25 protein-coding genes are annotated in these 24,924 nt (G+C 40.4%); 15 read left to right on the top strand and 10 right to left on the bottom strand.

Annotation, left to right across the window (positions count from 1 at the left end; translation table 11 throughout):
* Nucleotides 1–147: 147 nt before the first annotated feature.
* The 3 genes from B5Y40_RS01155 to ettA all read right to left on the bottom strand — a co-directional run bounded on the left by B5Y40_RS01155 (nucleotide 148) and on the right by ettA (nucleotide 3,095).
* The gene (locus B5Y40_RS01155) at nucleotides 148–957 is read right to left on the bottom strand and encodes an SDR family oxidoreductase (protein ID WP_079684876.1); all 810 of its coding nucleotides are present in this window, start codon (nucleotides 955–957) and stop codon (nucleotides 148–150) included.
* A gap of 4 nt (nucleotides 958–961) precedes the next feature.
* Nucleotides 962–1,330: a DMT family protein gene (locus tag B5Y40_RS01150; protein WP_079687042.1), complete on the bottom strand. Its 369-nt coding sequence runs from the start codon at nucleotides 1,328–1,330 to the stop codon at nucleotides 962–964.
* Nucleotides 1,331–1,412: 82 nt separating this feature from the next.
* Nucleotides 1,413–3,095 carry an energy-dependent translational throttle protein EttA gene (gene ettA, locus B5Y40_RS01145; RefSeq protein ID WP_079684875.1) on the bottom strand — a complete coding sequence of 561 codons (1,683 nt, stop codon included), beginning with the start codon at nucleotides 3,093–3,095 and terminating at the stop codon, nucleotides 1,413–1,415.
* A 260-nt stretch (nucleotides 3,096–3,355) separates the two neighbouring features.
* On the opposite strand from ettA, the gene B5Y40_RS01140 reads away from it, so the two are divergent.
* A complete protein-coding gene (locus tag B5Y40_RS01140; RefSeq protein ID WP_039751840.1) occupies nucleotides 3,356–3,577 on the top strand; it encodes a DUF2795 domain-containing protein in 222 nt (73 codons plus the stop codon).
* Nucleotides 3,578–3,897: 320 nt separating this feature from the next.
* Nucleotides 3,898–4,497, top strand: a complete 600-nt coding sequence (locus B5Y40_RS01135) for a YiaD family glycine zipper/OmpA-like lipoprotein (protein ID WP_245840453.1) — start codon at nucleotides 3,898–3,900, stop codon at nucleotides 4,495–4,497.
* Nucleotides 4,498–4,625: 128 nt separating this feature from the next.
* Here B5Y40_RS01135 and B5Y40_RS01130 read toward each other — a convergent pair whose 3' ends face one another.
* From B5Y40_RS01130 to B5Y40_RS01120, 3 genes are all read right to left on the bottom strand, one after another.
* The gene (locus B5Y40_RS01130; RefSeq protein WP_079684873.1) at nucleotides 4,626–5,297 is read right to left on the bottom strand and encodes a 2-C-methyl-D-erythritol 4-phosphate cytidylyltransferase; all 672 of its coding nucleotides are present in this window, start codon (nucleotides 5,295–5,297) and stop codon (nucleotides 4,626–4,628) included.
* A 97-nt stretch (nucleotides 5,298–5,394) separates the two neighbouring features.
* Nucleotides 5,395–5,838 (bottom strand): lipocalin-like domain-containing protein, encoded by a 444-nt coding sequence (locus B5Y40_RS01125; protein WP_079684872.1) that lies wholly within the window; start codon nucleotides 5,836–5,838, stop codon nucleotides 5,395–5,397.
* A gap of 118 nt (nucleotides 5,839–5,956) precedes the next feature.
* Entirely contained in the window at nucleotides 5,957–6,418 is a 462-nt protein-coding gene (locus B5Y40_RS01120) for a lipocalin-like domain-containing protein (protein WP_079684871.1), read from the bottom strand.
* 320 nt (nucleotides 6,419–6,738) lie between these two features.
* Here B5Y40_RS01120 and B5Y40_RS01115 point away from each other — a divergent pair, with 320 nt between their 5' ends.
* Nucleotides 6,739–7,929 (top strand): RsmB/NOP family class I SAM-dependent RNA methyltransferase, encoded by a 1,191-nt coding sequence (locus tag B5Y40_RS01115; protein ID WP_079684870.1) that lies wholly within the window; start codon nucleotides 6,739–6,741, stop codon nucleotides 7,927–7,929.
* A gap of 100 nt (nucleotides 7,930–8,029) precedes the next feature.
* Here the strand turns inward: B5Y40_RS01115 and B5Y40_RS01110 are convergent, their stop codons facing one another.
* Complete coding sequence (locus B5Y40_RS01110; RefSeq protein ID WP_079684869.1) at nucleotides 8,030–8,329, bottom strand: hypothetical protein; 300 nt, start codon at nucleotides 8,327–8,329, stop codon at nucleotides 8,030–8,032.
* Nucleotides 8,330–8,793: 464 nt separating this feature from the next.
* On the opposite strand from B5Y40_RS01110, the gene B5Y40_RS01105 reads away from it, so the two are divergent.
* Together B5Y40_RS01105 and B5Y40_RS01100 are read left to right on the top strand one after the other, a co-directional pair.
* Nucleotides 8,794–10,200 (top strand): hypothetical protein, encoded by a 1,407-nt coding sequence (locus tag B5Y40_RS01105; protein ID WP_079684868.1) that lies wholly within the window; start codon nucleotides 8,794–8,796, stop codon nucleotides 10,198–10,200.
* A complete protein-coding gene (locus tag B5Y40_RS01100; protein ID WP_079684867.1) occupies nucleotides 10,172–10,804 on the top strand; it encodes a hypothetical protein in 633 nt (210 codons plus the stop codon). Before B5Y40_RS01105 ends, B5Y40_RS01100 begins: the two co-directional genes overlap by 29 nt.
* Nucleotides 10,805–11,134: 330 nt before the next feature.
* On the opposite strand, the gene B5Y40_RS01095 is transcribed toward B5Y40_RS01100, so the two are convergent.
* The 3 genes from B5Y40_RS01095 to B5Y40_RS01085 form a co-directional block, all read right to left on the bottom strand.
* Nucleotides 11,135–11,716: a porin family protein gene (locus tag B5Y40_RS01095; RefSeq protein ID WP_079684866.1), complete on the bottom strand. Its 582-nt coding sequence runs from the start codon at nucleotides 11,714–11,716 to the stop codon at nucleotides 11,135–11,137.
* A 482-nt stretch (nucleotides 11,717–12,198) separates the two neighbouring features.
* Complete coding sequence (locus tag B5Y40_RS01090) at nucleotides 12,199–13,173, bottom strand: hypothetical protein (RefSeq protein ID WP_079684865.1); 975 nt, start codon at nucleotides 13,171–13,173, stop codon at nucleotides 12,199–12,201.
* 89 nt (nucleotides 13,174–13,262) lie between these two features.
* The gene (locus B5Y40_RS01085; protein ID WP_079684864.1) at nucleotides 13,263–14,423 is read right to left on the bottom strand and encodes a vWA domain-containing protein; all 1,161 of its coding nucleotides are present in this window, start codon (nucleotides 14,421–14,423) and stop codon (nucleotides 13,263–13,265) included.
* A 182-nt stretch (nucleotides 14,424–14,605) separates the two neighbouring features.
* On the opposite strand from B5Y40_RS01085, the gene B5Y40_RS01080 reads away from it, so the two are divergent.
* From B5Y40_RS01080 to B5Y40_RS01035, 10 genes are all read left to right on the top strand, one after another.
* Nucleotides 14,606–16,516, top strand: coding sequence for a tetratricopeptide repeat-containing sensor histidine kinase (locus B5Y40_RS01080; protein WP_079684863.1), 1,911 nt, complete (start codon nucleotides 14,606–14,608; stop codon nucleotides 16,514–16,516).
* Complete coding sequence (locus B5Y40_RS01075) at nucleotides 16,510–17,253, top strand: LytR/AlgR family response regulator transcription factor (protein ID WP_079684862.1); 744 nt, start codon at nucleotides 16,510–16,512, stop codon at nucleotides 17,251–17,253. Before B5Y40_RS01080 ends, B5Y40_RS01075 begins: the two co-directional genes overlap by 7 nt.
* Before the next feature lie 67 nt (nucleotides 17,254–17,320).
* Nucleotides 17,321–17,707, top strand: coding sequence for a RidA family protein (locus B5Y40_RS01070; RefSeq protein WP_079684861.1), 387 nt, complete (start codon nucleotides 17,321–17,323; stop codon nucleotides 17,705–17,707).
* A 61-nt stretch (nucleotides 17,708–17,768) separates the two neighbouring features.
* Nucleotides 17,769–18,884 carry an acyltransferase family protein gene (locus tag B5Y40_RS01065; protein WP_143785556.1) on the top strand — a complete coding sequence of 372 codons (1,116 nt, stop codon included), beginning with the start codon at nucleotides 17,769–17,771 and terminating at the stop codon, nucleotides 18,882–18,884.
* A gap of 59 nt (nucleotides 18,885–18,943) precedes the next feature.
* Nucleotides 18,944–19,675, top strand: coding sequence for a DUF6348 family protein (locus B5Y40_RS01060; RefSeq protein ID WP_079684859.1), 732 nt, complete (start codon nucleotides 18,944–18,946; stop codon nucleotides 19,673–19,675).
* A 234-nt stretch (nucleotides 19,676–19,909) separates the two neighbouring features.
* Entirely contained in the window at nucleotides 19,910–20,488 is a 579-nt protein-coding gene (locus B5Y40_RS01055; protein ID WP_079684858.1) for an O-methyltransferase, read from the top strand.
* A gap of 87 nt (nucleotides 20,489–20,575) precedes the next feature.
* Nucleotides 20,576–21,490: a hypothetical protein gene (locus tag B5Y40_RS01050; RefSeq protein WP_079684857.1), complete on the top strand. Its 915-nt coding sequence runs from the start codon at nucleotides 20,576–20,578 to the stop codon at nucleotides 21,488–21,490.
* 183 nt (nucleotides 21,491–21,673) lie between these two features.
* Nucleotides 21,674–22,645, top strand: a complete 972-nt coding sequence (locus B5Y40_RS01045) for a formylglycine-generating enzyme family protein (RefSeq protein ID WP_245840452.1) — start codon at nucleotides 21,674–21,676, stop codon at nucleotides 22,643–22,645.
* Nucleotides 22,646–22,735: 90 nt separating this feature from the next.
* A complete protein-coding gene (locus tag B5Y40_RS01040; RefSeq protein WP_079684855.1) occupies nucleotides 22,736–24,073 on the top strand; it encodes a Gfo/Idh/MocA family protein in 1,338 nt (445 codons plus the stop codon).
* Between the two features lie 106 nt (nucleotides 24,074–24,179).
* Nucleotides 24,180–24,917: a lysophospholipid acyltransferase family protein gene (locus B5Y40_RS01035; RefSeq protein WP_079684854.1), complete on the top strand. Its 738-nt coding sequence runs from the start codon at nucleotides 24,180–24,182 to the stop codon at nucleotides 24,915–24,917.
* Nucleotides 24,918–24,924: the final 7 nt, after the last annotated feature.

Below are 24,924 nucleotides of genomic sequence, written 5' to 3'. Positions count from 1 at the left end.
AAGTTAAAAGTTTAGAGAAGTCTGTATAAAAACTGCAGACGGCATCTTTCAGGTATTCATCGTCACTATATACTTCGCACCCATCTTTTCGGACTTCCTGACTTCCGGTCTTCCCGACTTTCTACCTTTCCGATTTCCACACTTTCATCACCTCACCTTCGCACTACGTATATACCTCGCAAACCAATTCGGAAACAATCTCTTAAAAGGAACTCCCAACGTCTCCTTTCCGCCTATATATACTTCGTTCTTCTTCTTTTCTATGGCTTTTACGATTCGTTCGGCACACCATTCGGCAGGTTTACCTTTATATTGAGCATCGTCCATTTTACCGAGTGGAGTCCCATCGCCTGTTACAGCCGAAAGTGTTATAGGTGTATGAATAAATCCCGGGCAAATCATCGTCACCGTTATACCATCGCCAACTTCTTTCCAGAGTTCTGCGCGCAGTGAATCGAAGAACCCGTGAAGCGCATGCTTTGAAGCAGCATAACCCGAACGATATGGTGTACCAAAAATTCCTGTCACACTCGACACGGTAACAAGATGCCCACTCTTACGACTCAAAAAATGAGGAAGTATATTTTTAGTAAGCGCCACTGCACCAAAGTAATTTACCTCCATGATCTTGCGATCAACTTCCAGCAATGTATCTTTTGCAAAACCCCGTTGACTTATACCTCCGTTGTTCACAAGTATATCTACATGACCAAAGATCTGAATGGCAGCATGGGTCGAAAGCTTCAACGTTTCAGTTTGTGTGAGGTCCAGCGGCAGTATATGTATACCGGGTTGCGCCGAAGGTGTACAATTTCCTTTCACGCGCTCAAGTTCTTCTTTTCGTCTGGCCGACAGAATTAATCTCGCTCCCTGCTTTGCCAATTCATACGCCAGTGCTTCCCCTATACCGGAAGATGCACCCGTAATCCACACCACTTTATTCTGCAGCTTCGCCATTGCTTTATTTTTTAAAAATAAAATATACTGCTAACACCAGAAACGCAAAACCGATCAGGTGATTTACCTTGAAAGTTTCTGTCTTAAAGAAAAGAAATGAGAAGATCATAAACACCACTAGCGTAATCACTTCCTGGAGGACCTTTAACTGCACCAATGAAAACGGACCGCCATATTCTTTATACCCTAAACGGTTGGCGGGTACTTGCAGAAGATATTCGAACAACGCTATTCCCCAACTGATCAGGACGATGACAAGGAGTGGTAAGCTTTGGCTCCACTTCATATCCTTGAATTTCAAATGACCATACCACGCGATGGTCATAAAAGTGTTGGAGAGTGTAAGCAGAAGAATGGTATAGAATACTCTCATGGTATATACATTCATTGCAGCAATGCTGATTGCCGTCTGAAAGATTTCATTCAGCAATCAGCATCCTGCATATATACTTCAATTATTTCACTAATTTTTTATACTTGATCCGATGTGGCTGATCATCACCTAAGCGTTTGCGCTTATTCTCTTCATATTCACTGAAGCTTCCTTCGAACCAAGTGATCTGAGAGTCGCCTTCAAAAGCAAGTATATGTGTACATACACGATCAAGGAACCAGCGGTCGTGAGATATAATTACAGCGCAACCCGCAAAGTTGTCCAATGCCTCTTCGAGAGCACGCAGTGTATTTACATCCAGATCGTTGGTAGGCTCATCGAGTAACAACAAGTTACCACCTTGTTTCAACGCAATGGCTAAGTGTACGCGGTTCCGCATACCACCGGAAAGCTCTTTGATCTTTTTCTGCTGATCCGTACCGTTGAAGTTAAACTTGCCAACATACGCGCGCGAGTTCTGAGTTTTGCCTCCCAGTTCGATCAACTCATTACCACCGGTTATCGCTTGCCATACGGTATCTTCTGGTGTGAGATCATCATGTTCCTGATCTACGTAAGCGATCTTTACCGTCTCCCCTACTTCAAAGTTACCGGCATCGGGTTTTTCTTTGCCGATGATCATTTTAAACAAGGTAGTTTTACCAGCACCGTTTGGTCCAATGATCCCGACTATACCTGCAGGAGGAAGAGAGAACGTCAGGTTTTCATAGAGCAACTTATCGCCATAGCCTTTTGCTACACCAGTTGCTTCAATTACTTTATTTCCTAAACGTGGACCCGGTGGTATAAAGAGTTCGAGTTTTTCTTCGCGCTCTTTGGTCTCTTGACTTAACAATTTCTCGTATGCACTTAAACGAGCTTTACCTTTTGCTTGTCTTCCTTTCGGATTCATGCGCACCCATTCCAGCTCACGCTCCAGCGCTTTCTGTCTCTTAGATTCACTCTTCTCTTCTTGTGCTAAGCGTTTTTGTTTTTGTTCAAGCCATGAAGAATAATTTCCCTTCCAGGGTATACCTTCACCGCGATCAAGTTCAAGAATCCATCCCGCTACATTATCGAGGAAGTAACGGTCGTGGGTTACCGCGATCACAGTTCCTTTATATTGTTTCAAGTGTTGTTCAAGCCAGTATACAGACTCAGCGTCTAAGTGGTTGGTAGGTTCATCCAGCAAGAGTACATCGGGTTCTTGCAGCAGAAGGCGGCAGAGGGCTACACGTCTTTTTTCACCACCGGAAAGATGTTCAATGGATGCATCCGGTGGAGGACAACGCAAAGCGTCCATAGCGCGATCAAGTTTGCTATCAAGTTCCCAGGCGTTCACAGCATCCAGCTTTTCCTGGATTTGTCCCTGCTTGGTGATAAGCTTATCCATGGCATCGGGATCTTCCATGACTGCTGGATCAGCAAATTTTTCATTGATCGCCTCGAATTCTTTCAGGAGGTTTACAACATCCTGAACACCTTCTTCAACAATCTCCTTTACAGTTTTTGATTTGTCGAGTTGAGGTTCCTGCTCCAGCAAGCCTACCGAGAAACTCAGATCAGACACCACTTCTCCCTGGAATTCTTTATCGATGCCCGCGATGATGCGCAGCAACGAAGATTTACCCGAGCCGTTTAACCCGAGCACGCCAATTTTGGCGCCATAGAAAAAAGAGAGATAGATATTTTTAAGAACCTGTTTGCTTGGCGGGTAAATCTTATTTACGCCCGCCATCGAGAAAATAATTTTTTCGTCAGCCATGAGTAATGTGTTGATGATGGTTGGCTCCTGTAAATTTTATGAGATGAAGTTTCTGCTTCATTCAATAATTCAGAAAGTTAGCCGTTGAGTTTTATGGCCGCAAATATGGCTTTTTTAGTCCATAGTGCATAGTAGATGGTTCTTTCTGAAGATGATTTGAGATCGGTTACTTTTTCGTTTTTAAGACTATCGACTACTAACTATTGACTATGCCCTAATTAATTCTATTTTTGCGAAAAATTAAAAGGAGGACGTAAACTATGTATTGGACTCTTGAACTTGCCTCTTACTTAGAGGATGCTCCCTGGCCGGCAACCAAAGATGAGTTGATTGATTATTCTATCCGTTCAGGTGCTCCCCTGGAAGTAGTAGAAAACCTCCAGGAACTGGAAGATGACGGACAGCCTTACGAAAGTATAGAGGAAATCTGGCCGGACTACCCAACCAAAGAAGACTTCTTCTTTAACGAAGACGAGTACTAACGAAGACATCGACATTATTACTACACACATTCTATCTGAAGCCGACCTTCAAAGTCGGCTTCATGTTTTTTCGCGTAGCGGTATAAATCGGTTTAGCGTTACAAGCGATTACCTCGCGGGCAATTTCTGTCTTCAAGCGATTCATTCATCTTACTGAGTGCATTTCTGCTTTTCTTTCGAATCTTAAATGAAGACCCTTATTCTCTACATAAACTAATCTATTCTAAACTGTTAAAAGAAGTATGGTAAATTTTTTAAAGGGCAAGCATTTAATATCCTTTCTGCTCACAATCTGTATTTTGTTAGGCTCTTGCAAGAGTATGAACAAAGCCACAAAAGGAGCTATTATCGGTACTGCCGGTGGTGCTGCTGCAGGTGCACTTATTGGCAAGGCTGCCGGTAACACTGCCGTTGGTGCCATTGTAGGTGCTGCCGTTGGTGGAACTGCAGGCTACCTGATTGGAAGGTATATGGATAAGCAGGCTGCCGAATTGAAGAAAGATCTCGAAGGCGCTGAAGTGGAGCGTGTAGGTGAAGGGATAAAAATTACGTTTCACCAGGGAATTCAGTTTGCTACGAATTCATCTGAGGTGACGGCTACATCGAAAACAAATTTACAAGATCTAGCTCGTGTACTAAATAAGTATGACGACACCAACATCCTGATTGAAGGACATACCGATTCAACCGGCAAGCCGGAGTATAACTTAACGTTGTCTGAAAAACGCGCAGCATCCGTATCCACTTACCTGAAGACATTGGGTGTAACGAATGCCCGTATTACAACGGTAGGCTATGGCCCGGATCAACCGATAGCTGATAACGGTACAGCAGCAGGCCGTAAAGAAAACAGACGTGTAGAAGTGGCGATCTTCGCGAATGAAAAACTGAAAAAGAAAGCTGAGAAAGGCGAGATATAGTCGCAGGTATAGCGATTACAATGGAAAGAGGTAGCTAACAGCTACCTCTTTTTATTTTTCAACTTTACTATAAATCTAAAGCAGAGTATAGCAAATGCATAAGGTTTAGTTTAGAGAAAAGCTTGCTGCTATTTCCGCATGAGTGCTTCTGCTACAATCAAATCTTCAGGGGTGGTGATCTTGATATTCTCGTAGCTTCCTTCAAAAAGTGAAATGATGTGACCGGAATATTCTGCTACGCTGGCATCGTCTGTAAAGCTTGCATCTTCTTTTACCCGGTATGCGTTCTTGATCAGGTCAACCTGAAATGTTTGTGGTGTTTGAATGAGCCTGAACTTGGAGCGGTCTACAGCTTTGGTATTATCCTGATCCGTCATACGGATGGAATCTTTGAGACGAACAGAAGCAACAGCACATTGATGCACTGCGGCAAGCCGGAAGGATGCACCAATGATATCTTCACTTACCAAAGGACGCACGCCATCGTGTATTGCTACCAATCCATCGCTATCGATTTTATCGAGACCGTTTTTCACGGATTGAAAACGGGAGTCGCCACCTTTTTGAAGGATAAGCGGCTGTGAGAAGTTATGTTTTTTACAAAGTCCCTCCCATGTTTCGAAGTCGTCTTCCGGTAATACCAGTATAATTTTTATAGAAGAAGAGTATCTATAAAATGCCTGCAGGGTATGCATGAGTATAGGCAAGCCCTTCAACTCCAGAAACTGTTTTGGAAGTTTACTCTTTATACGTGTGCCTTTTCCTCCGGCAACGATGATAGCGTATTCTGTAGCGTTCAAGACAATTCTTTTTTTCGAAAGATAGAAAATTAGCCTTGAGAGCCGCGAGGAAAGGTGCTGTTAGTTGCTGCCTTTGATTTCAAGCGGAATCAACAAATTACTTCGCAGTGTATATCACGTACAAATCATCGAACACTCCTATTACCTCTCCGTCCTCTGTTAAGACGCTTTTTGTTTTCAATTTAAAAGTCGTTGAAGTAAGAGCCACGATCGTTCCTTCATTTGTAACTCCATCGATCGTCATCGAGAGTACTTGATCGTTGTCTTTCAAAGACCATGTACCCTGCAGATCTTTCTCATCATCGTCACATGCAAGGGCGCCTACCGTGATCGTAAACTTACCCTCCTTTGAAAAAGCTAACACATCATCAGCCGAGCACTCTACAACATCGGCAACCGCACCACCAATTTCGTACTTTGTGGCAATCCAGGCGCGAGCAGTTAAAAGATCAGTTCTGCTAGCATCATCGTCATCATCACTACAAGACAACATCACAACCATTACAACCAATACGAAATAATGAGACAATGTTCTATTCATACTTAGTTTTAAAATGAGCTATAAAGGTAGTTACCAGTACAATCTCTTTGTCAAGAATCTAAAAAACAAAAAGCTGCTCTCTGTGAGGAGCAGCTTTTTAATATATACTTCAGATATACTATTTGCCTGTTAAAATAATATACAGCTGTACTTCAGCATCATCTACACCATCGCCATTCGTATCAAAGTCGATTGTCCCGCCCTTTACTTTAAGCGTTGTTGATGTAAGCGTATGAATCTCAACTTGATCCGTATCTCCATCAATAGTAGTCGAAATGGTTTTGTCTCCATTCGTCAAGCTCCATGTGCCGGTTAGAGCTTCTTCATATCCACAAGTATTTGCTCCTGGAGTCTCATTATACTTACCATCCTTGGAAAATGTAATGACATTATCACCTTCGCAGTCCATATAGTCTTCTGTGATATCTATTGATTGGCCTGAAAACTCAACCTCATACTTTGTAATGCTCCAGCTTTTGGCCGTCAATAAATCGGTTCTGCTAGCGTCATCATCATCGCTGCAAGACGACAACATAACCAAACAAACAACGACAGCGGAAAGAGATAATAATTTTTGCATAATTTTTTAGGGTTAAAAATAGAACCGTAAAAGTAGATGACAGGCTCTTTTACCACAAATTGGTGTACCTTTTCAAATCATTATATATTTATTTCGGGTTAATTTCACAAATCAGGAATACAGGCAATCTTCCTTTTTGCAGAACAAGCTATGCATTCGTCTTAAAGAAATGGTTTTCCTCTAAGCAACAGGAAGTCAACAGTCATATAGCGTTCCAACATTTTCTCCTCCAAGCTTTTTAATGCACCTTTGCACTTTGGAACATACACGCTACAAAAAAACTCGCAGCTCGCAGCCAAAAACTCGCAGCTATTTTTAACATGAAGCTATATAATAACACAACCAACGCAGTAGTACAGGCTCTCGACCAGATTTTTGGAGAGCAACGTTATGCCGACAAAGTCATTGAAAAGGTATTGAAGCAAAACTCCAAGTGGGGTGCGCGTGACAGACGTTTTATTGCCGAAACTACATACGACATCGTGCGCTGGTATAGGATGCTACGCGAAATATCGCAGGCTGGTGAACATGAATATTGGAAACTGCTTGGGGCTATTCTGGTATTGCAAGATATACCGCTACCGGCATGGGAAGAATTTAATGGTGTATATCCCAATGAAATTGCCAAGCGTAAACGAAATGCCGACAAGGTGCGGAAGATCCGCGAATCTATACCTGACTGGCTGGATGCACTCGGTGAAAAAGAGATAGGCAAGCTGTGGGATAAAGAACTCACTGCCCTTAATGAGGAAGCACAAGTTGTGCTGCGCGTTAATACATTAAAGACTTCGAAGAAAGAGTTGCGCGAACGACTGGAAGAAGAAGATATAGAAACATATTCTATTGACGGTTTCCCGGATGCGCTGTTATTAAAAGAACGTCAGAATGTTTTTACTGCTCCATCTTTTAAAGGAGGATTGTTTGAAGTACAGGATGCTGCTTCGCAGATGATCGCTCCATTTTTAAAAGTAGAACCAGGGCAACGTGTTATCGATGCCTGCGCAGGTGCTGGTGGTAAGACGCTACATATAGCAGCGCTCATGAAAAACAAAGGACGTATCATCGGTATGGACACTGAAAAGTGGAAGCTCGATGAACTGCAGAAGCGTGCGCGTAGGGGTGGCGTTACAAACCTCGAAACGCGTGTGATAGACTCCTCTAAAGTGGTGAAGCGGCTGGCCAACTCTGCCGACCGCCTGTTACTCGATGTGCCCTGCTCCGGACTCGGTGTACTGAAACGTAACCCGGATGCCAAGTGGAAACTCTCCGAAGAGTTTATCACAAACGTAAAAGAATTACAACAACATATACTTCAGGATTATTGCGAGATGGTAAAGCCCGGTGGACTTATAGTATATTCCACTTGCAGTATACTTCCTTCGGAAAATCAACACCAGGTAAAAACATTCCTCGAAAAAAATCCTGACAAATACGAATTGCTCGAAGACAACCATGTGTGGCCAAGCGATGGTTTTGATGGATTTTATATGGCATTGTTGAAGAGAAAATAATCTTAAGCTACAAGCTAGCAGCCAAGAGAAGCAGAAGTGTCTTTTGGTTGCTAGCTTGTATTTAAAAACTTCATCCCTCCTTTGTGCACTTTGTAATGAGTTATACTTTCCACTGAAGTAACTCACTATGAATAGTACGCGCTAATTTCTCTACTACAGCATCGCTGCCTGTAATATCAGAAAGATCAACACGTTGGACTGCAGAGCTTAGTTGGATATAGTAATCCAGCAACTTATCATTATCTGGGGTTTCATCTATACCCATCAGACTGAAGATTGTTTCACTTAAGTGTAAATGATAATCACTCGCACATAAACCCAATTGATTAAGGCCATTTACAAGTTTGCTATTAATGAGGTCGTCTTTGATTAGGGAGATGATTAGTTGTTCGGTTTGCATGTCGCTATTTATATAACAAACATACAAGCACTATTCGGAAAGGTTGTCATATAGTAAGTTGACGATTGAGTAAATATGGGTTTGTATACGTCATATTTCACGCAATCACAGTTACCGCCCCAGTCTCCGAGGGCGCTGATATAGAAAAAATAATTTAGCCTCCCTCAGAAGAAACAATCTGTTACTACATTTGATATTCTCTAACCATTATGTAGGTATATATCTAAGCGCCTCATAACTGGAATGTGTACCTATATTTTTTATTTTACCGATCTCACCATGAGACATGGTTGATGTTCATAATATATACTACTTTGGCGTAAAGGTGGAGGCGAAATTCTGAATAGAATAGAGTTCTGTTCGCAGTGTTTTGGTTCATGAGGAGCTACTCCTCTTCATCCTACGGACTATCTAAAAAGCAAATGAGCAGCTAATGCGAACCCATTTATACTATAAAATATATTATGCAAAAACGTTTACCTGTTTTCTTTATCATTCTTTTCCTATGGGCTTCGTCTTGCAATGAAGAGACTTCTGTTTTGAAGGCTCCTCAGGAAAAAATTGTCATTACAGACCTTGATCATGAACCAATTGCCAAAGACCTGCTATCAAAATTACAGAGTAGTGCTTCAAACGGAAGAGTAAGTAGTATTGAGATTAAAGACGCATTTTTTAAATATGAAGATACTGATAGTGGAGTTCTGAATTATACTTTCCCGCTCCCTTACGAATCTCCGGATTATTTTGAAAACATGATACTATCAAAGTATGATGACGGGTTTTATGGATTTATATACCGGTATATTCCGGAGGAAAGCTATACCAAAGATGAGCCTTTTATAGGGAGCCTTCAGCAATTTGATCTGGAAGGCAACCTGATCGGAGAATTTTCAATTCCCTTTGAGCGAGATAGTATATCTAAAGGTGGAAGAACACAATTGGCTAATCAATGTGTTAAAAGCATTGAACAAAACTGTGTAACTACCTACAAAGTCGAAACCGTTACCGATTATCCTTGCCATTGCCAATATGATCGTAAGACAAAATTGAGTAGCGTATGCACTTTTGCGTTTAACATGGGAATGTGCGATGATATGATCGCTGTACCTCCAGCTGGTGGTGGAGGTACGTATGTTGGTACGGGTAACAACGGCTCATCGCCCCAAGCAGGCGGAGGTGGAGGCGGAGGTAATAATATGGGTGCTCCAAAACCAGTCCCGAAAAAACCAGTAGTAATAGTAGTGCCTGAAAACGACATGTACGTAGGGGACAAGTGTGTGGCCTGCATCGAGAATCAGTTAAAGAATCCTTGTTTGAAAATGGTTGCTAATAAAGTATTGAATCCTGCACTTGCCAGTACTTTTAATAAATTGATTCAGGATATATTTAACAAAAACGATAAGGTGAATTTGATTTTGAGAGATGATACACCATTAAGTGATAATGAACTTGGGAGGACAAAGCCCCTAACAACCCAAAACGGAATAATTGATATAACGATCTTATTGAATCCGAAGTTTCTCGCAGGTCGTACTCAAGAGTATGCAGCAGCTACTATCTATCATGAAGCTTTTCATGCAATAGTTATTTACCTTGATAAAGACAATTTCTTCAAATACACACCAACAGATCACCATGTGGCTATATTTACAAATTACTTAGACTTGCTAGCATCAGCACTTAATGGCGCATATCCTAATCTTGATTCTCGAAATGCTCAAGGGCTAGTCTTAAGAGGCATGAAAGCTTACAAAGCGGATTGGGATATATTGTTTGACAAAATTTTATCTCAAAAAGGATTTACGATAGTAGAATTGGATAAAATATATTTAAAGTACCAAAATGAAAATCTGGGAACTGCTTGCAATTAATTCAATGAATCACATAATATTCATACTCTTCATTACATTGGTTGGCTGTTCCCAACAGACAAATGATAAAGTTCCTCTGTTCACTCCTAATTCAGATAATCAAAAATTAAACCGCGACTTCAAAGAAATTGTGCTCGAAAAAGATTTTAGCGTTGTCTTCTTTACCAGAGCAGACATAGATAATAATAGATATAAAATATTTGCTCTTAAAGGAGATCAATGGGAGAAAATTGAAATTAATCAAAATGTAATTGACATGGAAGAATTTCAAAGAGACCCGGACTATTGTACCGTTAAGGATATCGTAACCAAAAAACGATGCAGACCGGAAGAAGCCGATGCTTTTCTTTCAAAACTCAAGAACTATGGACTATTTAAGTTGCCCGAGGAAAATATAATCCGTGAAAATTGCAAGGACAGTGGTGTAATAGACGCAGGAAAAATATATATACATTTAGTTTCAGGAAGTAGAGTAAGAAGTTTGGAGTACTATGATGTTTTTGATTCGCGAAATAGATGTCCTGATACAGACGAGTGGAGTAACATTCTTAAGATTGAAGAATTATTTAAAAATGAGTGGATACCAGATTCACTTATGCATTAAAATTATTGTAAAGAAACACATTCTTGTACTTACCTTTTTTTCATTAGCCTGTTTGTTCATTCTTAAAGTGAATAATTTCACATTAAATGAATTAAAAATTATTAGGTATAGATATGAGGTAAACTCTTCGGGGCACATACTCTTTCATCAGTGCATGCTCTTTACTCCCCATCCGAGGGATTACTAAAGCATGTAATACCAATCATACTTTTACAGATTTTAACATATAATGTTTATAGTTTGAACCAAAAGTAATCGCTGTATAAAAAGAAAAAGCCGGTCTTCAAATTTGAAGGCCGGCTTTTAAATCTTAAAAAAGTGCTAAGACAATTACTTACCGAATAGTTTATAACCTACAGAAAGTTGCAGTGTATAGTTTTTCACTTTTACATCAGAATCATCAGTACTATTAATGTCGCTTAAGCCTTTAATGAAACGAAAATTGAAATTAAGTTTCATTGGCAAATCGATACCAACGCCTGCTGCCAAGCTTACATCTGTGCTCTTAAAGTTATCTTTATAATCAACACTCGCAGAGCCAACTTTATACTTGGCAGACGCCAGCACACCAATTTGCGGTCCTGCGTGAAAACTAAAAACACTATTTACATTATAGCGAAGCAACACTGGTATAGCGATATACGTCAACTTATACTTTTCGTTTCCTGACTTAGCGCCTTGTCCGGAATAAAGTAATTCAGGTTGCAATCCGATATGATCAGAAAACATTGCAGTTAAATAAGCACCGGCATGAAAGCCCGGTAAAAAGCTTGGGCTTGATGTAAAGCCATTGCCAGAAAAAGTTTGATTAGCCAGATTTAAACCAGCTTTTACTCCGCCGCTAACGCCTTGGGCAAATGCGCCTGCGCTAACGAAAAACACGAGGACGAGGGTAGTTGTAAAATTTTTCATAATAGATAGATTTAATTATTGAGCAAATAGACGAAGAATAGAGATTCCGTTTTTGCACCAAATCGAGCGGCGGTTAATACCTAAGTGCTAAGCAAAGCCGATAAAGAGATTTGGTATTCAAAATCCAATCAAAATGCTATTGATGTGAAAATATAGTATTAAGTATAGTTTTGAACAGATACCGAGAGAGTGTTCGCAATACTATACTATGACGATCAAAAGTCGGTGTTGGGTAAAGCGTTGGTGTAATAACGCTTTATAAAATATGTATTTTAAATATACATCCAATAAGGAAGACTGTCAAATAAAAGCTTATCTGATTTACATATGTATACCATAATAACACACAACGTATATATATAACATTGGAATGTCTTGATTTTTTGTAACTAATTGATTATATTGTTAAAAGCCACCAAAAGTAATTCAAAAGTCATTTCAAAAATTAAAAGCAATCGGCTCGTCAATTTTTTACACACCCATTAAAATATAACCACAAAAAGAAGTACTAAACCAACACACTCTGCAAGTGCAAATCCTACTGCAACAAAAGGCATCCTCCTTCGGTACTTAATATCTTTAAAGAAACTCTTTTTAATTTTATCGTGATCCTCAACTAATTTAAGCTTTGCCAATACTTCCTTATCCTGGATTCCTATTGAATTAAAAATATAGTGTTGATTCTTGGAAGTGTGTTCCTCAGCAAGGCGGAAGAAAAATTCAGGCTGCTCCTTTGCCACTTGGTATATCACTTTCCGAAAGTAAGCGCTTGGCTTCAGTTGGTATACCAATTTGTAAGTACTCGAATCATTGACTAACAACTTTGCTACACTGTCCCTTAACGCCGTATAGTTTATAGTTGTTATATTCTGAATCAAATAATTCATTAATACTGTACAACGATTCTGTTCTTCAACAATACTATCCTTCATCAACTTTATCCTTTCGTCAGCAAATGCTCTGAATGCCCTATAATTTATTTCTTTATTATTGAGACTCTGCCATGTACTAAATCTATCCCACGAAGCATTCCATAGCGGGAAGGCATTATTTATTTCCTTACTCATTTCCAAATACCGTTCGAGGTAATACGCATTGTTTAAATGAGCATTTGCAGAAGCGCTATCCGCTACATCTACTAAAGCCATCTCTTTCTTTTTCTTTGACTCACGAATCAGGAGCAACGCATCTTTCTTCTTAATGATTTTCGTCTTCCTGCCAGCATAAGCACCATCGGATTGCCGTGTAAGGGTATCGATATTTCTTATAGCGTATCCCATTTCAGGACCATGTAAAAATGTTTCCATCTCAAACACCAGCGCATCTGTTTCGCGCAAATCCACATAGTAATGATTCGACCTTTTTGAAGTCTCCAGAAATACGTTTTTACCACTCGTTTGAGCGATGACATTTAATTGAACTAACAAAACTGTAGCGATTAGTAAGATATAGTTCATAAAAGTCCTTATAAAAAAGTACAATCATTATTCAAGAACAAAAAGGCAACGCATTAGAATAAATACGTTGCCTTTGATTCATTCACCAACTATTCCCACTTTAAATTTTTAGTATTGCCTTTGCTCTTGATAGACTTGATCATGGTTGCGTCCAGCATTGCGTCTTTATTTTGCTGAGAAGTATTCTTGATAATATACTGTTGGCGTTGCTTGTTTAAGGTTAAAATCTCAGCCTGGATTTTCTTACGTTCTTCGGATTTTTGTTTTACATATACCTTGCGTTGTTCAACCGTCATCGAGCGCATTTCTTTAGGAAGGTCGTCCGCTTTTGTTTCAGCAATTACTTTCTCATTATCCTTTGCAGCATCTACCAAATCCCAGCTTGAATTCTTATAGGCATGCGAACTTTTTGAAACAGCACGTTCTGCCTTGTTCGCTTGTCCATAACTACTTGCATTATTATCCTGAACAACCTGTTGTTCTTTCTTGTAGGAACCTGTACTTCCATAGTATACATAGGTAGTATTCAGCTTATCATTCAGCGCAGCAATCTGATCATCGTATGGGGTAGTAATATATACTGTCTTGCTATTTTGTTCGATGCTCATAAAAGTACCACCTGTAAGGTCAGCACCATCCTTCCAGTTTGTAGTGATCCCTTCATTAAAGTCGCCACAGAATATAGTGTTCACTATAACGCCTTTTTCTTTTGCAGCAGCACATGCTAATTGATACGATACACTTCCTTGCGTGAACGGCTCATTCCCTGCAATGAAAATCATTTTTAAATCTGCATTAGAAGCAGACCATGCCAATTGATTCAAAGACGTTTTTATTACGTGTCCACAAAATTCGCTTCCACCATTTGTACGCAACGAGAATAGTTTCTCTGAAATAACATCAAGGTCTTGCGACAGAGGACTCACCTGCCGTATATATCCTTCCGATGAAGGTAAACCATCATTGCCATATTCATATAGTGCAATCTTAATATTCGGCTGCGTGCCATCACCACATTTAGCAGCCGCCAATTCATTTACTATTTTCCATAACTGCGATTTGGCCTGATCGATGAGGCCGTCCATACTATTGCTGGTATCGAGCAGGAGCGCGAGCATAATGGTTTGTTGACTGGCAGGTTCACGATCGTCTCTATCGGACGAATCACCTGATCTAAATCCCATCAAGAGTATAGCAATAGAGAATACAACCGCTTTGGGAATGATGCTGGAGTACGATAATGGCTTCATAAAATTCAGTGTTTGTTTGAGTAAATTTTACGCGTAAAAATGTGAGACGATACCTAAACTCCGTAAAGCCGCACCTTCACTGAGGGAAGTGAACGATTGACTGAGTGAACCCGTAAAACTTGCCAGGCAGCTTGAAAATCGATAAAAATTATAATGTTAACTTTCCGATATTAAGTCCTGACATGATTCAAAAGTTATTGGTATACGGTCTCATTACTGCTGCTTTGTTGATGGCGGAAGATTGCTTTGCGCAGAAAGAATCGTACAAAAGTCTGAAGCAAAGATCCAATCAAAGGGATGCAGAGCAGTTGTTAAAAGAAGCGGAGTCCGCGAAAAATAAAAATCCCGATGAGGCCCTCGACAAAGTACGGGAAGCCTTGGCAATGAGTGTTGCACAGCATGATGACTTCAATGAAGCGAAGTGCTATATATTACTGGCAGAGATCAATGAAGGCATTTTAGAATGGAAGCTGGCGCACGAAAATTACTTGCGTGCTTATGAGAAGCTTTCTGATTATACCACCTCACCACAATATATAACAACATTAAAAGGCCTGGGTGACATGAGTCTTAAACTCGAAGATTACAATGCAGCCTTACAATACTATCAACAAAGTTTATCGCTTCCATTAAGAAATACGCAGCAAACAGAAATTAAAATTGCTATATCAGAAGTATACTACCAGATGAACAATTACGCGGAAGCGTTAAAGGTATTGGAGAATATACCACAGTCAAAAAAGGGAATAAATCCGCAGGTGGAAAATCAAATAGCGAAAGTGAATGTGCGCCTGAATGAATCTAACAAATCTCCCAAGCTATACGACAACTCGTTGAACACGATTCGCAGCGGCAAGAGCGTAAGTCCGCGGGAAGAAATAGCAGTACAGGAAACAAAAGACGAGATCGCAGATGTACTACAGCAAAAGAAAATGTATGATGAAGAAATCGATTTGCGCAAGCAGTCTATAGAGTACAACCTTGAGTCAAACAACCTGACGGAAGTTACCAAAGATAAAGTAGCCATCAGCAAAAGTCTGGATGCCAAAGGCGAAACATCAGCTGCGATAAAAGAAGCAGAAGAAGCTGCTCACATTGCAGATACGCTGAACAATCCTAAAGAACAGGCGAATGCTTTTTTGTCGCTTGCCAACCTCTACGAAAAAAACGGACAGGACACAAAAGCACTATACGCTTATAAAAGATATAGTGACGCGATGAAGAAAAATGAAAAGCTAAATGAGAGTCGACTAACCGAAAAGTCAGAATTAATCCGAAAGCAAAAAGACATTGAAGAATACACAAAAGATGTATATATAGGACAGACTATCGAACAGGAAACTGTATTCAGACAACAACTTGTCATTTATGGGTTACTAGTGATCATTCTGATTATAGCGGTTACTTCATTCTTTATTTTCAAAAATGCGCAAGCCAGTAAATTGGCCAATCGATTACTGGCACTTAAATCGCTACGCGGCCAAATGAATCCGCATTTTATTTTTAACGCCCTGAATTCCGTTAATCAATTTATTTCACAGCAAGATGAACGAACCGCCAACCGCTTTCTTTCTGAATTTGCATTACTGATGCGGCTTGTCCTGGAACATTCACAAGAAGACTTCATTCCTCTGCAGAAAGAGCAGGAAATCCTCGCGCTATATCTGAAGCTGGAGCATTATAGATTCCGTGACAAATTTGACTATGAGATAAGAGTTGATGAAACGATTAACACTGAATCTATACAAGTACCGCCCATGTTAATCCAGCCCTATATTGAAAATGCTGTATGGCATGGACTCCGGTATAAAAATGAGAAGGGTAAATTACTGCTACATTTCTATAAGCAAAATGGAAATTTGGTGGCGGAGATTACAGATGATGGTATCGGACGCAAGCGATCGGCAGAACTAAAAACAGAGAATCAAAAAAAACACAATTCCACCGGGTTAAAAAATATTGAGGAACGATTGGCAATCATCAACAAGGTATATAATGTACACTACCGGGTACAGATTGAAGATGGTATAGACCATGGAACGCATGTGCGTTTATTCCTGCCGATCGGTAAACAAAATCAAATAGCATGGTGAAGGCTGTAATTATAGATGACGAAGAAGATAGCCGCAAAATTCTGGCAAACTACCTGACGAAGTATTGTCCGGATGTGCAAGTGTGCGGCTTCGGTGAATCTGTTTCTACCGGCAAAGAAGCGATTCTGAAACACAACCCGGATATAGTATTTTTGGATATAGAGATGCCTTACGGTAACGGCTTTGATCTGCTTGACAGTATAGAGAATATTACGTTCGAAACCGTTTTTGTTACGGCCTTCGACAATTACGCTATACAAGCGCTCAATAAAAGTGCTTCATATTACTTGCTAAAGCCTATAAATATAGATGAGTTGGTAAAGGCTGTAGAGAAAATAAAAAGCGAGCGTGAAGAAGTAAACTATACACGGCATACCAATGTGTTGGTCGATAATATACGCACGCCCGTCAATCAAAAAATTATGCTGCCCACGATGGAGGGCTTTGAGATCATTGCCATCAACACTATTCTGTACTGTGAAGCGGCTGATAACTTCACACGTTTTTATATAGACAGCAGCAACACATCACTTCTTATTTGCAAAACGCTAAAATATTTTGAGGAGATTTTAAAGGAACATCGCTTCCTTCGTATTCATCGCTCCTACCTGATCAATCCTGACTATGTTATCCGCTATACGAAAGGCAAAGGAGGATCGGTAACGATGAAGAACAATAAAGAACTTGAAATGTCTGCAGACAAGAAGCAGCAATTTTTAGGAATGTTTGAGCGGTAACAAAGAATTTCTTTTTAGCTAATAATCCATCCGATAATAGATTAACCTTTACATCTTCAACCAAATTATGGCTATCCTTAAACACAACCCTCCTTCGCTGTTTCCCCAATACAAAAATTACAGTCACGCTATAGAAACATCCAGCGGTTCACGACACTTGTTTATAAGCGGATTGAATGGCTATGAAAAAGATGGACAGTCAATGCCAGAATCGTTTACAGAACAAGGCGAGTTGATCTGGAAGTATATAGGAGAGATCTTAAAATCGGCAAACATGTCGTACAACAACCTGATCTCCGTGAGGACCTACCTATCGAGCCCGGAGTATGATGCTGAAAATATGGCGTTAAGGAAAAAGTTTCTCGGCGATCATGAGCCCACACTTACCGTTATCTGCTGTCAGTTGTTGGAAACAAAATGGAAACTTGAAGTTGAAGCGATCGCTGCAGATTAAACATTTCACATCTTCAGGCAACCTTTACGTTTCGACCTGGTCACTATAAAAACCCTATATTTTGAGAGAGAGAGAAAGTTACATTGACAACATCCGGGTATTTCTTACTATGTTGGTTATTCTTCATCATGCAGCCATTACGTATGGCGCTCCCGGTGGATGGTATTATAAAGAAGAAGCCGATGGGTTCGCTGCCGGATTATTGTTTACTGTGTTTGTATCCACGAATCAAGCTTTCTTCATGGGGTTGTTCTTTTTCTTATCGTCTTATTTTATACCAGCCTCCTATGAACGGAAGGGCGAAAGTAAATTTATACTCGATCGGTTTAAACGATTGGGCATTCCGCTTATATTTTACTCACTTGTTATAGCGCCGCTTACAATCTATACAGCTATAGCACATCAATATCCTGAGCTATCATTCAAAGATTACTACCTGAATCGTGAGCATTGGATCGAAGTTGGTGTCCTCTGGTTTACAGCTGCGTTACTTCTCTTTACATGTATATTCTGGCTCACGCAACGATTTCGTGATAAAAGGGATTTCTCGCCACTACCTCTTCCCGGCAACAAGTCTGTTTTTATGTTTGCTATAGCACTGGGTGTTATTTCATTTCTCGTGCGCATCGTATTTCCAATTGGAGTGACCTTACCACCCTTTGGTTTTCAGCTTGCACATTTCCCTCAATACATTGCTTTATTTACAATCGGGATTATAGCGTATCGCAATCAATGGTTACCGGCATTGCCATCTACACGAGGCAAGCTATGGTTATGGCTTGCTGTAGGACTTGTATTCATTGGCTTTCCGTGTATTTATATACTAAAGTTTATCACGCACACCGAAGTCGATGCGTTTTTTGGAGGCTTTACAATCCAATCATTCGTGAATGCTATATGGGAGCAACTGCTGGGTATATCGATCATCGTAGCTTTGTTGAGTATCGGAAAATATAAATGGAATAACCAAAGCCGGTTACTGAAAGAGCTGTCACGGAGTGCCTATGCGGTTTATATTGTACACCCATTGATCCTGGTATGTATCTCTATTCTACTGAAAGACTTTTCTATGAACTCTCTCTTAAAGTTTGCTATATCTGGCATATCCGCTGTTGCTATATCTTTTATGGCCGGCATGCTACTGGTACGGATTCCGATTGTGAAGGATGTGGTTTGATTACTAATTGCAATGATGCACGCGTTATCTTTAGTTCTATATTTTAAATCATTTCGAAAATGAGACTATTTGATTTTCTCAAAAAGAAATCAGCTGCGAAACAAGCCCCACTAAACCAAGACATCGATCAACTTTTTATCGAAGAACTATATAGTAGGCTATTGACAAAAAATTATAAAATTGGATGGTCTACTCAATATAGAGCCCTGATATTGAATTCAGAAATCGAAATTTCCACTGCAATTATAAACTCTTCAGATTTAGACGCTAAAATCATACATCTAACAATAGCAATAGTCCATAAAAAATATTATCCGAATGGGATAATTGAAAATATTGTGGGAGTAGGAAACACTATTTCAGAGAAAATCGATGCGGCTCTTAACAATTTTTTCATAACAATTTTTCCCGTGGTCATTGAAGGATTATCTGACTCTCATAATCCAGATGTCGATTTCAAAGATCATAATGGAATTCTATGGCACCCGAAAATAGGAAATCTTGCCACACAAGGTCAATGGAGTTTACCACCAGACAACGAATCTCTCTACAATCTCCTTAAAGAGAAAATCAAAGACATCCTACATGACAATAAATTCAATTGGCTTAAAATATATGTAGCGCGAATGCCTAATAATGACATCATAGCAGAGTGCACGCTAAATAATATAGCATGGCAAGATGGCTATATTATTATTTACAACTATGCAAAAAACTGGGATCAAGCGGGTACATTTTTAGGCTTGAAACAATTTATAGTAGTCAGACGCTGTGATGTCCATGATCTCTGATTCCCGACATTAACAAAAATAAAAACAATCTATGATTGGATTTTTTAAGAAGAGACAAAGCCAATTGTCCCTTTAGAATATAACGAATGGGTAGAGATAATTTTTCTTAACCTTCAAAACGTTAGTAAGTATATCTTATAATAAAAACATGATCGAATAGAAGCACATATATCCACAGCATGTATATTTAGTTGTCTTTAAACAAAGTCGTTCAAAACCCAATCCACAAATATCATGACTGCAGAAATTAATCAGCCGCTTCCAGAAATGTATATAAAGATAGATGAAGCTACGAAAGCGCTGGGCTTTACAATGGCTTCTGATATACTTACATGTTCACTGCTGCGCACACTTGCAGCATCTAAACCAGCGGGTAAATTTCTTGAGCTCGGTACCGGAACGGGGCTGTCAACGGCATGGATACTGGACGGCATGGATGATGAGTCATCGCTGATCTCGCTCGATAATGACGACAAGCTTCTGGAAGTCGCGAACAAATTTCTCGGAAATGACAGTCGTTTAAATCTCGTCTCTGCCGATGGAGATCACTGGGTTAATTCGAACAAACAACAAAAATTCGACTATATATTCGCGGATACATGGCATGGTAAATACCTTCTGTTAGATGAAGTACTTGCGATGCTAAACAAAGGTGCCTTATATATTATTGACGACATGCTCCCGCAGCCTAACTGGCCGGAGGGGCATCACGAAAAAGCTATCAACCTTGTTAACGATCTTGAAACCCGAGATGACTTATTGCTAACCAAGCAAGTGTGGTCTACCGGCATAGTCGTTTGCGTAAAGAAATAGAACTTGGCGTTAGGGTATATTTACCCTAACGCTTACCAGCACAGCTCGCGCTTATTGCCTCATGTACTAATTTATATATCTTGAAGTATGAAAACCTTTCTCACGCTTCTTATTCTCTGTATAGTAATCGCATCGTGTAAGCAAAAAAATCCAGAGTCTGGCACTTCCGACACAACCTATATAACACGAAACTACCTTACCGTACGGAAATACCTGGATACTCTGAATGCGAAAATGCAAGGAGAACTTGATTCTACCGGAGCATATACTATACCCTATACCGATCTTACCAATGGCAAGAAAAGACTTGTGTTCATCGGTGCTTCCCATGGCCGCAGTGTTGGAGATCCGCAGTTTACATTAATAGAGAAAGTATTTAAAGAGGCAAACCCTGAAATAGCTTTTAACGAAGGCGGACAAATACCGGAAGACCGGATATACCCTTCTCTTGATTCTGCCGTTCGCCACGATGGTGAAACGGGGTGCCTGAAATATTTATGTGATGAGGCTGATATAAAAATGCTCAATGGCGATATGGATGATCAGGAAGAATTCGCGGCATTACAAAAGACTATCCCGAAAGATCAGATACACCTATACATGGCTGTCGAGAGATTTTTGAATCCTTACAAGCATGGACGATACAACGACATGGCGCTGGAAGAAGCTTATCAGAAAAAATTTATAGCATACCTGAATCGTTCAAAATTTATACTTACCGATAAGGAAAAGTCTTTCCCATACCTGCAGAAACTTTACAAACATCATCTAAACCAGGAATTGATTCTGGATAGCCTGCTTGAAGTACATGAGTATTACCTCATCGATGAGGGTATATTTGGCAATGTGGGGCGTGCTACTAAAGAAGTAAGAGATCATGCGTTACTAAAAAAGATTGATGAAGCACTAAATAAATACGATCGGGTATTCGTTGTATTTGGTGGCTCCCATCGCATTGCAGTAGAACCTGCCTTGAAACAAATCATTAGTAAGAACAGATGATGCTCATTCTGTTCGAGAAAGAAATAGTATAAATAATTCTCAATATCTATTCTGTCATTTGGGAAACACAGTAACCTTCATTTCACGTTGCCATCATGTAAAATATACTTGCATTGCCCGCTGTAATTAATGTTGCCTATCACCTTTCCATTTTCTATCTTCAACGCCCATAAAAATAAAACTTTGAAGAAGACATCACATACTATGCGCCATCATAAGCTTTTGGTTTTCAGCTCTCTGCTCTCAGCATTTGCATTCAATCTATCGGCACAAACTTTTGAAACGTATGAACAAGCCATTCCGGGCACGGAAGTAAAATTCAAAATGGTTGCTATACCTGCAGGATCTTTTACAATCGGCAGTGCTGCGAATGACAGTAAAAAAGAGCAGGACGAAGCTCCACAGAAAAAAATAGAACTCTCAGCATTTTGGATGGAAGAACACGAAGTAACTTTTGCAGAGTGGGATGCTTTCTTTAAAAACATGGAAGTACCACAAACAAAAGCTATAGCAGTAGATGCAGTGTCGCGGCCTACAGCGCAATATATAGATCTTACCTGGGGCATGGGGCGCGACCCAAAACAACCCGCGAACAGCATGAGCCAACAAGCCGGTATCATGTATTGCAAATGGCTATATGAGCAAACCGGTATATTTTATCGTCTGCCCACAGAAGCGGAATGGGAATATACATGTCGTGCAGGAGGTGCACCCATCAGCAACGATCCGAAAAGTTTGCAAGAGTACGGCTTCTTTAAAAATAACAGCGCAGGCAAGTATCATAAGGTAATGCAATTGAAGCCTAATGCGTGGGGACTATATGACATGCTGGGCAACTTAACCGAATGGACGCTCGATCAATATGATGCTGCCATCTATGAAAAACTTTCCGATGGCGTGAAAGATCCGTCCACACCACCAGCCAGTAAATATCCGCGTGTATCCCGTGGAGGATCGTACCTCGATGAACCAGAGGCTTTACGTTGCACAAATCGTATACCTTCCAGCGCAGAATGGAACAAGCGCGATCCACAAATTCCTAAAAGTCGCTGGTGGCTTACCGATGGAATGTATATGGGATTCCGGATTGCGCGTCCGTTGCAACAACCATCCAAGGAAGAGATTGAAAAATTCTATGCTTCTTATTTAAAATAGTGATAAGCGGTTCAGGGAAAGGCCCGTGTAAACTGTCTATACTATTAGGACAATACGAATACAGCTCAAACAAAACATAAACCATCGCCTATGAAAGCAAAAGACGACTCAACGATCAGCCGCAGAAACTTTGTAAAGAATTCTGCGCTGGCTACCGGAGGACTAATGGCTATGCCATTTCTATCAAATGCGGGATACTTCACTTCCACTGATGATACTATTAAAGTAGCCTTGATCGGCTGCGGAGGACGCGGCACTGGTGCTGCGATGCAAGCGTTGCTCACCAAGCAAAACGTAAAACTCGTAGCGATGGCAGATGCTTTTCGCGATCGCCTCGATGAATGCTATAATGCACTCACCGATGAGAACTCGGAGGAAGGAAATGTAAAAGCAAAAGTTACTGTAACAGAAGCCACCAAGTTTGTTGGTTTTGATGCCTATAAAAAAGCAATTCCATTGGCAGATGTTGTGATCCTGACAACGCCTCCTGGATTCCGCCCTATACATTTTACCGAAGCTATTAAGCAGAGTAAACATGTATTTATGGAGAAGCCTGTAGCAACAGATCCTGCCGGTGTTCAAAAAGTATTGGCCGCAGCCGCGGAAGCAAAATCCAAAAAACTAAATGTAGTGGTTGGATTGCAACGTCATTATCAAAATTCGTATCGTGAACTATATAAGCGTGTGCAGGATGGAATGATTGGAGAGATCACATCCGGACAAGCCTGGTGGAACAATGATGGTGTATGGGTAAAGATGCGTCAACCCGGACAAACTGAAATGGAATACCAGATGCGTAACTGGTATTACTTTAACTGGCTGTGTGGTGATCACATTAACGAACAACATATTCACAACATCGATGTGATGAATTGGTTCAAGGGAGGATATCCTGTAAAAGCTCAAGGCATGGGTGGACGCCAGGTTCGTACAGGTAAAGAATATGGAGAGATCTTCGATCACCATTATGTAGAGTTTCAATATGCGGATGGTTCTATACTCAACAGCCAGTGCCGTCACATTAAAGGTACATATGCAAAAGTGGATGAGTACTTTGTAGGTACCAAGGGCTCTGTAAAATGTGGTGCAGGTGAAATCTCAAGCAAAGGAAAAGTACTTTATAAGTATGACAAAAAAGGCGAGAACAATCCCTATCAGACTGAGCATGATGAGTTGTTTGCTGCCATAGCAAAAGGTGAGTATAAATTTGCTGACGCAGAGAACGGCGCGAAGTCTACGATGACCGCAATTATGGGACGTCTTGCAACGTATAGCGGTGAAGTGATCGACTGGGATAAGGCGATAAACTCAGGTCTTAACATCATGCCATCGACTTATGCATGGGATGCAGAGCCACCGGTTAAGCCAGATGCTAACGGATTCTATCCGGTTGCAACACCAGGTGTGACGAAGTTTTTAATCTCGTAAATAATTGATTCCCGAATATTTTAAAAGCCAGCCTCACCGCTGGCTTTTTTATTCTTGCATCTTCCCTAAACTTTCTGAACTTTCGCAGAAGTTTTAATTTATTATCTTGAAAATAGTACAGACCATTCTTCTCACCTTCTACAAAGTGTGGGTGTTCCTGGTGTTTTCCGTTTTTATGATTTTATACTTGCCAGGCATTATAGGACCCTTTTTGTTGGGACAACGCTTTGGCAATATCGGGTACTTCTTTTTGTGGCTGTGGTCGTGGACGTTCAGTATCCTTACCTTCATCCGCTATGAATTTCACGGCACTGAAAATTTCAAAAAAGGCAAGTCCTATATTTATATAAGCAACCATACTTCATTTCTTGATATCCCCGGAATCCGCATGATTATACCGGGGCAGTTCAGGCCGCTGGCAAAAAAAGAGCTTCTTAAAATTCCTGTATTCGGATGGATCGCCAAAGCAGCTACTATTATTGTAGATCGTTCGAGTCCGGAAAGCCGCAAGAAAAGTATTGATCGCCTGAAACAATTTTTAAAACAAGGGATCTCTATCCTGATTTTCGCAGAGGGAACACAAAACCGTTCGAAAGAATTGCTGCAGCCTTTCCATGACGGTGCATTTCGAATTGCTATCGATACGCAGCGACCAATTCTTCCTTTGGTAGTAATTGGTGCCGGCAAGTTGATGCCTCCGAGTACTATAAATCTGCGCCCTGGGAAAATACGCATTTATGTAGGCGATGAAATCAGCACGGAAGGATTAACCGGGACTGAGGTTCAGGCTTTGAGAGAAAAAACTTTTAAAGCTATGGAAGACTTGATTAAACGAAATTTATAACACCACT

It is taken from the genome of Ohtaekwangia koreensis (assembly GCF_900167975.1).
Classification (GTDB): domain Bacteria; phylum Bacteroidota; class Bacteroidia; order Cytophagales; family Cyclobacteriaceae; genus Ohtaekwangia; species Ohtaekwangia koreensis.
Note: the sequence above shows the minus strand (reverse complement) of the source record. Positions and strands in the feature narration are given on the sequence as shown.